This window comes from Streptomyces shaanxiensis, from assembly GCF_039537145.1.
Taxonomy (GTDB): Bacteria; Actinomycetota; Actinomycetes; order Streptomycetales; family Streptomycetaceae; genus Streptomyces; species Streptomyces shaanxiensis.
The window spans coordinates 66317-76210 of the sequence record NZ_BAAAZY010000023.1 but is presented as its reverse complement, the minus strand read 5'-3'; the positions used below and the strand labels follow the sequence as shown (position 1 = coordinate 76210).

Here is a 9894-nt window from a genome sequence, read left to right as displayed (position 1 = left end):
CGGACTCCGTCCGGTGAGGGGGGCGGTGCTGAGCCGGATGTCCGCCGAGCGGGTGCCTGGACGCGTCGATCACGGTCGCCAGGCCACTCGGTGCTCGGCGAGCCGTGCCAGCACGGCGTGATTCGCCTCCCAGCCATCCGGAAACTTCACCAGCGTCCCCAGCTGCACCGGCTCCGTCGACGGATAGTCGTCCAGCAGCTCGCTCACCCCTGCCCGGCACACCACGATGCACGCGTGGCGGTGGCGGGAGGCGAGGACGCACAGGCGGCCCGTCTCCAGGTGGAAGGCGGTGGCGTCGGGGCGGCCGGAGAGGGGGTGCAGGACCACCGTCACGTCGTACTCGCGGCCCTGTAGGCGGTTCGCGGTGTCTACGGTGACGTCCGTCACGCCCAGCTCGGACAGTGCCGCGCGGACCGCTGCCGCCTGGTCCCGGTGGGCCGTGCCGACGGCGATCCGGTCGGCGGTGAGGGGCGCGGGGTCGGGTGAGCGCTCCGACGTGGCCGCGCCGCCCCGGTCCAGGAGGCGTCGTACGACCGTCGCGACCGCCCGTACCGCCTCGGGATCCGTGCGCGGGGTGTGCCGGGCGGGCAGCTCCAGCAGCCCCCAGCCGGACTCCGCCGCCTCGTCGATCACCCGGTCGGGGCCCGAGCCGTCCGACGGGACCGCGAAGGAGAGATGACGGTCGCCGTGGTCCGTGCCGCTGCGGAACGGTGTGTACGGGTAGAAGGCGTCGGACACCAGGGGCGCCGCAGACGCCGGGAGGCGCCAGGAGACCGGCAGGCGGTGCTGAGGGAGGGCCGGGTTGTGGGCCAGGAGGGTGGTGACGGCGGACGCCGACGGGTCGTACGACAGGCCCGCCCACTGCTCGCTGCCGACGATCGAGAAGGGGTCCAGTTGGCCCGGGTCACCCACGAACAGCGCCCGCTCGAACAGCCCGGCCACCGCGAGCAGCGAGTCCGAGCGCATCTGGTACGCCTCGTCGACGATCGCGTGCCGCCAGGGCTCGTCGACCTTGACGTGCGCCCACTTCGCCGCCGTGGAGATGACGACCGAGAGGCCGCTCAGGTCGCCCGCCTTCGCCGACTTGCGTACGTTCGGCAGGTCGTCCAGCGCCTTGTCGTACGGGTCGGCGTCGCTGCTGTGCAGACGGCCCACCGGCAGCTCGGGGTTCTTCTCGGCGAGCCTCAGCACCAGGTCGTCGACCTGGGCGTTGGTCTGCGCGACGACCATCAGTGGGCGGCCGGCGTCGGCGAGTTCCAGGGCCGCGCGGACGACGAGCGTGGACTTGCCTGCGCCGGGCGGGGAGTCGACGACGACACCGCGCGCGGTGCCGTGGAGGGTGTCGCGGAGGATCGCGTCGGTGGCCTCGGTCGCCGCGGCACCGGGGTCGAACACGGCGGTCACAGGACGTCCTCCTCGGTCAGCGGATCGGCGGCCTCGGACACCTGCTCCCCGGGCGGCCCGCCATGCGTCCACGGTGTCTCCTCCGGGTCGGGCAGCTTCGCGCCGCCCCGCTGCTCGTGCTCGAACAGCGTGAAGCAGACCAGGTCGCCTTTCTGCGGCACGGACCCTTCCTCCGGCTCCTTGCCGCGGCCCATCTTGTCCAGCACCCGCAGCACGAGCAGCGCGCCGGCGTCCTGGCCGTCCTCGCCGCCCGCGCCGTCCTCGTCGCCCTTGTCGAGGGCCTCCTCGTAGCCGACGAACTCCGCCGACTGCGGCTTCCCGCCCAGCGACCGGAACACCTTGGCCCGCTCGCCCAGATGCGGCCGGTCGTCCGTGCGGACCGTGACCAGCGGGCGCGGGCTCGGCCGCTTGCCCTCGCTGTACGCCATCACGACCTCGGTGACCTCGCCCGCGAACGCCTCCCCGGACAGCCGACGCCCCGCCATCACCAGCGGGTCGTCGAGCGCCTCCTGCGCCTCCAGGCGGGCCTGCTCGCGCTCGCGCGCGGCGAGCTTGTTGGCGGCGGTGACCGCGTCGTCGCGGCGCGGCTGCGGGGGTTCACCGGCGACGACCCGGTCGCGGTGACCGGTGAACGACCAGCGGTCCCGGGTCCACCGCTCCTCGACCCGCCCGGCCTCGGGCAGCTCCCGCAGCAGGTCGAGGCCGCGCCACACCGCGTCCCAGGTGGGCCGGGTCCGGCTCTCGACGAGGGCGCGGATCTCCCGCTCGGCGGCGGTGAGGTCACCGAGCCGGTCGTCGGCCTGCAGACCGTCCTCGGCGGCGGCGAGGGCCGTACGCGCGCGGTCGTAGCGCTCGAAGGCGGGCGCGAGCAGCTTGTTGTCGAACGCCGGGTCGGTGGCGGGACCGGCCGGCGGGCACAGCAACTGGCCCCGCGCGTCCCGCGCGAGCTCCGCCCGCAGCGCCGCCTCGGCGCCCGTCTCGCCCTCCGGCGGGGCGATCCACGCGAGCAGCGCGCCCAGGTGCTGGTCCTCCAGCGTGGACTGGCCGGTCGCCCAGTGCCGGGCCAGTACGTCCGTCATCGCCAGCAGCAGCGAGGAACCGGGCACCCGGGCCCGCTCGCCGAAGTGCGTCAGCCAGCGGCCGAGCAACGGCACGCGCGGGGGCGCGGGGTAGGGAGTTTCCGGGTCCTGCTCCGCCGTACGCCTGAAGCGCATGGAGCGGCCGAGCAGCCGCACGAAGTCGACGCCCGCTCGGCTCGGCAGGATCAACTGCGGGGCGTCCGCGCACAGTTCGACCTCGACCTTGACCCGCTTGCCGGTCTCGGGGTCGGTCTCGCCCCGCTCGGCGGCCTCCACGTCCTCCGCGTAGGTGTCGATGTACGGCAGGACGATGTCCGCCAGCTCGGACAGGAACGCGAACCTGAGGTCCCGGTCGCGCGGTTGCGGTACGACCAGCAGGTGCGGGGCGTCCCGGTCCGTGCCGACCAGCGCGCCGAGCGGGGCGCCGGCCTCACCGGCGGTGGTGAGGGGCACGAACACCAGTGGGCGCTCGGACAGGCGCCGGTGGCGGACGGTGGCGGTGGGCTGCGCGCGGCCGGTGCTGACGGCTTCGAGACGGGCGAGGGTGGCGATCAACGACACGGGGCCACCGCCTCAAGACCGAGGGTGTCGGCCGGCCGACCGGCTGCCTGGGCCTGCCGGCCGAGGGTCTGGGCTTCCCGGCCGAGGGCCTCGGCACGCAGCCGCGCGGCCCTGCGCAGGGCGGCCACCGCCGGGTCGTCCGGGTCGCCGGTCTCACCCCGGGCCGCCGACAGGACGTCCTCGACCGTGGTCAGGCCGCCCAGCTCGGCCCGCACCGAACGGCCCAGCGACGTCACCGCGCCGGACGCGCGGGAGCGGGCGCGGCAGTGGAAGGCCAGCTCGCAGGCGGACAGGCACTCGGGCGCGTACGTCGCCGGGACCGACTCGACGGCTGCCGTCAGGTCGTCGGCGGGCAGGTCGGGGGAGAAGCAGATGCCGTCGGGGAGCGCGTCGGCGATGTCCTCGATACGGGTGAGGCGGGCCAGCTGGCGTGCGGTCACCGCGCGCTGCTTGCGGACGTCGACGGCCGCGGCGGTGGGGAGGTTGGAGAAGTCCTTGGGGCAGACGAGGAGGACGCGGTGGCGCACGCGCGGGGCGGGGGCGCTGTCTGAGGCGCTCCGCCTCCGGGGCACCTCAGCCGGTGTCGGCTCCGCGCCGAGACGGGCGGCGATCTGTTCCAGCGCCAGCACGTACACCGCCGCCTGCCGTGCGGCCGCGCCGACCTTCGCCGGGTCCGCCGAGCCGTCCAGCATCGGGAAGGACTTGATCTCCACGACCGTCCAGCTGCCGTCCGGGTGCACGACGACCGCGTCCGGCTCCAGGAAGGCGGGCGAGCCGGCGACGTCCAGCGCGAGCATCGGGTGGTCGAGCAGGGTCCACTCGCCGCGCGCCTCGCCGGCCTCGCGCAGCGCCAGGGCCGTACGGGCCGTCCGGCCCTCGGGGCCGATCGCGGCGAGCTCGGGCACACGCGCGTGGGCGGGCGGTTCGGCGGTGCGGTCCAGCTTCTCGTGCACCAGCCGCAGCAGTTCCGCGCCGCCGTCCGCCTTGACCTTGGCCTCGAAGGCGTTCCCGCGCGTGAGGGCGAACTGCGACTGCCCGAACGCTGACGGCGAGCCCAGCGCGCTCGCCAGCGCCGCCTTGTTCACCCCTGCGCCGTCCAGGATCGCGCGCCGCTTGCAGCCGGGGTTGGCGGCGAGGGCGGCCAGGGCGCGCGCGTCCAGCGCCTTGGCCGCGACGTCCGGACCGCGCAGCTCAGCGAGCCGGTGTCGGAGCGCCGTCCCCCGCGTCCTGGGGAGAGGCACTCGGCTCGGCTCCGGAACCGAACCGGGACTCGCGCTGCCGTGGAATTCGCTCACCCGCGGAAGTCTGGCATCCGCCACTGACAATTGAGGAAGATGCGTCGCCCGAGCCCACGGGGACGGGGGTGCCGGAGCCGGACGGGACGCGGTCGTCCGGGCCGACGCCGACCGTGTCGCTGGAGCTCTGCCCGGCTGTCGCGGCGGTCGTCGCGGTCGCGAGCCGCGCCCCGAACCGGGCCCGCGCCCGATCCGCGGTCCGCATCACGTACGGCGCCAGCAGCAGCCCGACGCCCATCACGGCGGCGCCCGCGAGCGCGTCGAGGAAGTAGTGGTTGGCGGTGCCCATCACCACGATCGTCGTGATCAGCGGGTAGGCGATCGCCGCGACCTTCGCCAGACGCGTCCCGCCGTACCGCCACAGGATCACGCCGCACCACAGCGCCCAGCCGACGTGCAGGCTCGGCATGGCCGCGTACTGGTTGGTCATTCCGCCCATGCCCCGCGGCGCGCTCGCCTCGCCGCCCCACCAGCCGTACGAGCTGTACTGGGCCATCGTGTCCACGAAGCCGTGGCTCGCGTCGAGCAGCCGCGGGGGGCAGGTGGGCAGCAGGGTGAAGCCGATCAGGCCGATGAAGGTCGACGTCATCAACCAGGTGCGGGCCGCGCGGTAGTGCACGGTGCGCGACCGGAAGAGCCAGACCAGGAGCACGGGCGTGACCAGGTAGTGCAGCGACGCGTACCAGAAGTCGGCCGGGACGCCGAGCCAGGGCTCACGGGTGAAGAGGCGGTTGAGGGGGTGCTCCGCGTTGAGGAACAGGGCCTTCTCGATGTCCAGGATCGCGAGGCCGTGGTCCACGGCGTGGCTGACGTCGCCGCGGGCGAGGAGCCGCCCCGCCGAGTAGCAGGCGTAGACCAGCAATATCAGCGGCAGCTCGGTCCACCAGCGCAGGCGGGTCCGCGGCGTCGCCTCCACGCCAGCTGTCTCGGCGCGTGGCATCCGATCGCCTCCCCCTTCATGTCGCGGCGCCCGGTTGACCGGTCGGACCACTTTACGGTGTATGCGCGCGCCCCCTGCGGGCGCCCCGGCCCTCAAGACGCAGAGATCGCCCCCGGGGTTGCCCCCGGACAGCGTGCGGGATGATGGACGGGTCCGCCTCTGATTTCTTCCGGAAAGGCCTTTCCATGGCACCGCGCATCCTGCTGGCCCGGCACGGACAGACGGCGTGGTCGCTGTCCGGCAAGCACACGGGCAGGACGGATGTGCCGCTCCTGGAGGAGGGCCGCAGGGGTGCGAAGCTCCTCGGCGAACGTCTCCACAGGGCGCCGTACGACGGGCTGGCGGGCGTCGAGGTCCGCACCAGCCCGCTCTCACGCGCGCGTGAGACGTGCGAACTCGCCGGCTTCGGTGAACGCGCGCGTGCCTGGGACACGCTCATGGAATGGGACTACGGCGCGTACGAGGGCATGACACCGGCGGACATCCAGGCCGTCCGGCCCGGCTGGCTCATCTGGCGCGACGGCGTCCCCGAGGGCGAGACCCTGTCCGAGATGACGGCCCGGGCCGACGAGGTGGTGGCGTGGGCGCGCGAGGAGGACCGGGATGTGCTGGTCTTCGCGCACGGGCACATACTCCGCTCCATAGGCGCGCGCTGGCTGGGCCTGCCCCTGGACTTCGCCGCCCGCATCCGCCTGAATCCGACGTCCCTGTCGGTGCTGGGGTGGGCGTACGGGGAACCGGCGATCGAGAGCTGGAACGACCTGGGGCACCTGGCCGGCTAGCACGTGGACGGCACCCCGGAGACCGGCGGCCACGACTCTCAAGCCGTACGCGGCGCCGAAGCATGCCGCTCCAGGAACGCCGACACCCCGCTGGCCCGCCGGTGCGGCAACAGCACCCGCGCCGTCCCCGCCAGCATCGTCTGCACCCGTGACGACTGGACCTGGTCCAGCAGATCCAGCACCCGCATCCCGGCCGCCGCCGCCTCGTCGGGGCGCCCGCCCCGGGCCAGGTCGTCCGCCAGTTCCGCCGTGTACAGCGCGATGTTGCGCGTGAAGTGCGGATCCTGCAGCTGCACCGCCCGCCCGGCATGCCGCGCCGCCCGCCGCCAGTTGCCCAGCATCGACCAGCACTGCGCCTCGAGTACCTCCAGCTCGGCCTCGCCGTAGAAGCTCATCCACTCGGGGTCGGAGTCCGAGCTGCCGCGCTCGAAGAGGGCCTGCGCGCGGACGAGGGCCTGCTCGCAGCCGGTGCGGTCGGCGAGCCCCGCCCAGCCGCCCGCCTCGCGCAGGGCGAGCAGGGACATCAGGCGGGAGGAGCCCAGGGGGCGCGCGACGCGTTGCGCGGCCTGCGCCGCCCGCACGGCCTCACGGGGCCGGCCCGCGTCCCGCGCGAGGAACGACGTATTGCAGAAGGCGTGCGCCTCAAGGGCCGGGTCCCCGGCCATCCGGGCGGTCGCCAGCGCCTCCGCGTAGTGCGAGCGGGCGTCGTCGAACCGCCCCGAGTCGTGCGCCAGCCACCCCACCGAGATGGCCAGTTCACCCGCGCCCGCGTGCAGCCGGTCGCCCACCGCCTGCCGGGTCGTGCCGGCGTCGAGCAGCTCGTAGGCGGCCCGCAGCGGCGCGGCCGCGCGCCGGTAGAGGCCGTCGGCGCCGTGCCGGTCGTCGAGCAGCCGGATACGGCGTACGGCTTCCTCGAGCGCGTCCGCCTCCCGCCCCCCGACCCGTCGGACGGGACGCTCCGCGGCCGCGGCGTCGATGGCGAGCCCCAGGGGGCTCAGCGAGGCGGCGGCCACCGTGGCGCCACCGCCGGTCATGAATGCGCGACGCAGCACGTCGCTCTCCTCGTGGATCTCGTGGTTCAGGTGGTTCTGCTGTGCGCCGTACGGGTCGTGGGGGTCGTACGGGTCCTGAGGGTTCAGAGGGTCATACGGCTCGTGGGCAATCCATGTCTCACTGGAGGTGTGCGCCGGGATCGTGGTGTGCATGGGGGGCGCCTCCTCGTCGGCGTGCGCTCGGCGTCCGCGTACGGACGAGCGGGGCGCGAAGCCGAGGTCAGTGAGCGTGCGGCCGGGGAACATGTGCAGGAACACCCGTTCGTACGCGTAGTTGGGGCAGCGGATCTCGCCGGCCTCGACCCGCCCGACATAGCGCGCGTCACAGCTGACCCGCTCGCCGATCTCGCGGGCTGCCCGTCGCACCACGGCGGCGAACTCGGCCGGCGAGCGCTGTCCGCGCAACTGCCGGAACGCGAGATTCGGCCGCAGTGGCCTGGGGGGCAGGGACGAGGTCAGCTCTGACGACGCCATGGCCGGGTCCTCTCGTGCGAACCGTCGAACCATGCCGGGACGAGGACGAGTTGGACCGAAAAATCCGTCTGGTGCCCTTGTCTCCGGCGGGCAAGAACGTACCTGCTGTGTCGGACCCGCCACGCTGGGTTTGGCTACAAACCGGATATCTCATACGGGATCTGCCATGAACTGCCATCCTTTGCGGCTGACTTCCGCCGTAGCCGTTGACGCCGCCCCGCGTTGAACTCTTCGGACTGCAAAAGGGGTTCCGTGGTGGAGGTCGGGATGGAGACCAGCCAGAGCATCGTTCCTCGTACGCCGTCGACCACGGCTGGACATGCGCCGACCGCGGAGTGCAGCGAGCCGCCGGGCGCGGGCTGCGACGTGGTCACCGTTCCGGCGCGCCAGGGCCTGGAGGCGGTCGACATCCTGCGGCGCGGGGCCGGGGACGGGGTGGGGCCCGTGCTGCACGACGACGGTGGCGACACGCTCGGCTTCGTGGTCCCGCCGGGCACGGCGGCCGCCTGGGACATGCCTGGCAGCACCTGTACGGAGACCGAGGGCCGGGGGCTGAGCCTCAACCTGGACCCCGAGCCGCCGGTCGAGGGCTCGGACTGGCTGCTGCCGCCCGGTGAGGCGGACCTGGCGACCGACCCCGCGGCGCTGCGGGCCGCGCTGGGGGAAGCGGCGCGGTTGATCGAGGCGGCCGACAACTGCCGGTGACGCGGCTGCCCCGGGCGGGCGACCGCTCTGCCTCCCGTTGGTGACCCGGCTGCCCGGGCGGCACTGCCTCCCACCTGTGACAATGACCCAATGAGGAAGTCCAGGAACGTCCGGCGTCGGGCGGTCGCCGCCGAAGCCGTCGTCGAGCGTGTCGACGGTGGGCTCGCCGAGCTGATACCCGACCGGGACCGTGCCCGGGCGTGGACGCTCCTGATCGACGGAGCTCCTCAGTCGCACGTCGATCTGGACGACCCGGCGTACCTCTCCTTCGAGTACCAGCGGCGCCTGGGTCACGTCATCGATCTCGCCGCCCCGCCGGGCAAGCCCGTCCACGCCGTGCACCTCGGTGGTGGCGCGCTGACTCTCGCCCGGTACGTCGCCGCCACCCGCCCTCGTTCCACCCAGCAGGTCGTCGAGCGCGACGCCCCCCTGGTCCAACTGGTCAGGCGGGAGCTGCCCCTGGATCCGAACGCCCGGATCCGAGTGCGGTCCGCGGACGCGCGGGACGGCCTCGCCAAGGTGCCCGACGCGTGGGCCGACCTCGTCATCGCCGACGTGTTCAGCGGGGCCCGCACCCCCGCCCACCTGACCTCGACGGAGTTCCTCGACGACGTACGCAGGGCGTTGCGGCCCGGTGGCGTGTACGCCGCCAACCTCGCCGACGGTCCGCCGCTCTCCCATCTGCGCGGCCAGATCGCCACGGTCGGCGCCCGCTTCGGGGAACTCGCCCTGGTCGCCGATCCGGCGGTACTGCGCGGCAAACGCTTCGGCAACGCCGTCCTCGTCGCCTCCGACGGCCCGCTCCCGGTCGCCGAACTGACCCGCCGCGCCGCCGCCGACCCGCACCCCGGCCGGGTCGAACACGGCAAAGCGCTCACCGACTTCACCGGTGGGGCCGTACCCGTGACCGACCTCGCGGCAGTGGCATCCCCGGCTCCGCCACCGTCCGTGTTCCGGTGACGGGCGTCTTTGGGTGACTCAGTAGTTCCCGATCTCCACCCGCGGCGGCCCGTCGTGCCAGGTGCAGAACACCGACACTCGGTCCGCGCCCGCGCTGAACTCCACCCGGATCCACGTCTCCGTCTTCCACACCTGCATCGACCAGCCCGCACCCGGCGTGGCAGAGACAAGGGTCGCGGAGCTCTCGCCGATGTCGAAGACCACACGGCCGCCATCGGTGTCGTAGCTCTTGACCTGGCCGGAGGTGGTGGACGTGGGACCGGGACTCCGGGTCGGCGACTTCGAGGGGGTCGGCTTACGGGGCGAGCCGGTCGGCTTCGGAGAGGGATCCGAGGAGCTCGAAGGGCTCTTCGACGGGGTCGGCCGGTTCGTCGACGAGGCCAGCGGCTTCGACTCCTGCGTGGTCGCGTCGGCCGCGGTGATGGGCAGGGCGCGCGGGCGGTCGTACACCGTGCCCGCCATCACCGTATGGACACCCCACCACGACAGCGTGACCGCCGCGCCCGTGGCGAGCGACCAAGCAAGTACGTGTACGAGTCCTCTGCGCATCGCGGGCCATACTGCCTCACGCGTCCCAGGAGTGTCGCCCGGTTGTCCACAGGTGCGGAGTTGTCCACAGGCCCGGACCGGGCTCGCTCGCAT

9 protein-coding genes are annotated in these 9894 nt (G+C 73.6%); 3 read left to right on the top strand and 6 right to left on the bottom strand.

The window, feature by feature from the left end; genetic code table 11:
* Nucleotides 1-69: 69 nt before the first annotated feature.
* The 4 genes from ABD932_RS34375 to ABD932_RS34360 are packed head-to-tail and all read right to left on the bottom strand — an operon-like array spanning nucleotide 70 to nucleotide 5279.
* A complete protein-coding gene (locus ABD932_RS34375) occupies nucleotides 70-1404 on the bottom strand; it encodes an AAA domain-containing protein (RefSeq protein WP_345018982.1) in 1335 nt (444 codons plus the stop codon).
* Nucleotides 1401-3044, bottom strand: a complete 1644-nt coding sequence (locus ABD932_RS34370; protein ID WP_345018980.1) for a hypothetical protein — start codon at nucleotides 3042-3044, stop codon at nucleotides 1401-1403. Before ABD932_RS34370 ends, ABD932_RS34375 begins: the two co-directional genes overlap by 4 nt.
* Nucleotides 3035-4285, bottom strand: a complete 1251-nt coding sequence (locus ABD932_RS34365; protein ID WP_345018978.1) for a hypothetical protein — start codon at nucleotides 4283-4285, stop codon at nucleotides 3035-3037. Before ABD932_RS34365 ends, ABD932_RS34370 begins: the two co-directional genes overlap by 10 nt.
* Nucleotides 4236-5279, bottom strand: coding sequence for a phosphatase PAP2 family protein (locus ABD932_RS34360; protein WP_345018976.1), 1044 nt, complete (start codon nucleotides 5277-5279; stop codon nucleotides 4236-4238). Before ABD932_RS34360 ends, ABD932_RS34365 begins: the two co-directional genes overlap by 50 nt.
* 185 nt (nucleotides 5280-5464) lie before the next feature.
* Here ABD932_RS34360 and ABD932_RS34355 point away from each other — a divergent pair, with 185 nt between their 5' ends.
* On the top strand, nucleotides 5465-6061 hold the full coding sequence (locus ABD932_RS34355; RefSeq protein ID WP_250085772.1) for a histidine phosphatase family protein: 597 nt from the start codon (nucleotides 5465-5467) through the stop codon (nucleotides 6059-6061).
* Between the two features lie 38 nt (nucleotides 6062-6099).
* On the opposite strand, the gene ABD932_RS34350 is transcribed toward ABD932_RS34355, so the two are convergent.
* Entirely contained in the window at nucleotides 6100-7587 is a 1488-nt protein-coding gene (locus ABD932_RS34350; RefSeq protein ID WP_345018973.1) for an NsdA family TPR-like regulatory protein, read from the bottom strand.
* Between the two features lie 267 nt (nucleotides 7588-7854).
* On the opposite strand from ABD932_RS34350, the gene ABD932_RS34345 reads away from it, so the two are divergent.
* Together ABD932_RS34345 and ABD932_RS34340 are read left to right on the top strand one after the other, a co-directional pair.
* Nucleotides 7855-8292, top strand: a complete 438-nt coding sequence (locus tag ABD932_RS34345; RefSeq protein ID WP_250085774.1) for a hypothetical protein — start codon at nucleotides 7855-7857, stop codon at nucleotides 8290-8292.
* A 90-nt stretch (nucleotides 8293-8382) separates the two neighbouring features.
* Nucleotides 8383-9252, top strand: a complete 870-nt coding sequence (locus ABD932_RS34340; RefSeq protein WP_345018970.1) for a spermidine synthase — start codon at nucleotides 8383-8385, stop codon at nucleotides 9250-9252.
* An 18-nt stretch (nucleotides 9253-9270) separates the two neighbouring features.
* Here the strand turns inward: ABD932_RS34340 and ABD932_RS34335 are convergent, their stop codons facing one another.
* Nucleotides 9271-9801 (bottom strand): hypothetical protein, encoded by a 531-nt coding sequence (locus ABD932_RS34335; RefSeq protein WP_345018968.1) that lies wholly within the window; start codon nucleotides 9799-9801, stop codon nucleotides 9271-9273.
* Between the last annotated feature and the right edge of the window lie 93 nt (nucleotides 9802-9894).

What these genes read in the sequence shown, in the direction of transcription:
- ABD932_RS34360 (WP_345018976.1), bottom strand. Translation starts at nt 5,279, where the DNA reads ATGCCACGCGCCGAGACAGCTGGCGTGGAGGCGACGCCGCGGACCCGC.
- ABD932_RS34355 (WP_250085772.1), top strand. Translation starts at nt 5,465, where the DNA reads ATGGCACCGCGCATCCTGCTGGCCCGGCACGGACAGACGGCGTGGTCG.
- ABD932_RS34350 (WP_345018973.1), bottom strand. Translation starts at nt 7,587, where the DNA reads ATGGCGTCGTCAGAGCTGACCTCGTCCCTGCCCCCCAGGCCACTGCGG.
- ABD932_RS34345 (WP_250085774.1), top strand. Translation starts at nt 7,855, where the DNA reads ATGGAGACCAGCCAGAGCATCGTTCCTCGTACGCCGTCGACCACGGCT.
- ABD932_RS34340 (WP_345018970.1), top strand. Translation starts at nt 8,383, where the DNA reads ATGAGGAAGTCCAGGAACGTCCGGCGTCGGGCGGTCGCCGCCGAAGCC.
- ABD932_RS34335 (WP_345018968.1), bottom strand. Translation starts at nt 9,801, where the DNA reads ATGCGCAGAGGACTCGTACACGTACTTGCTTGGTCGCTCGCCACGGGC.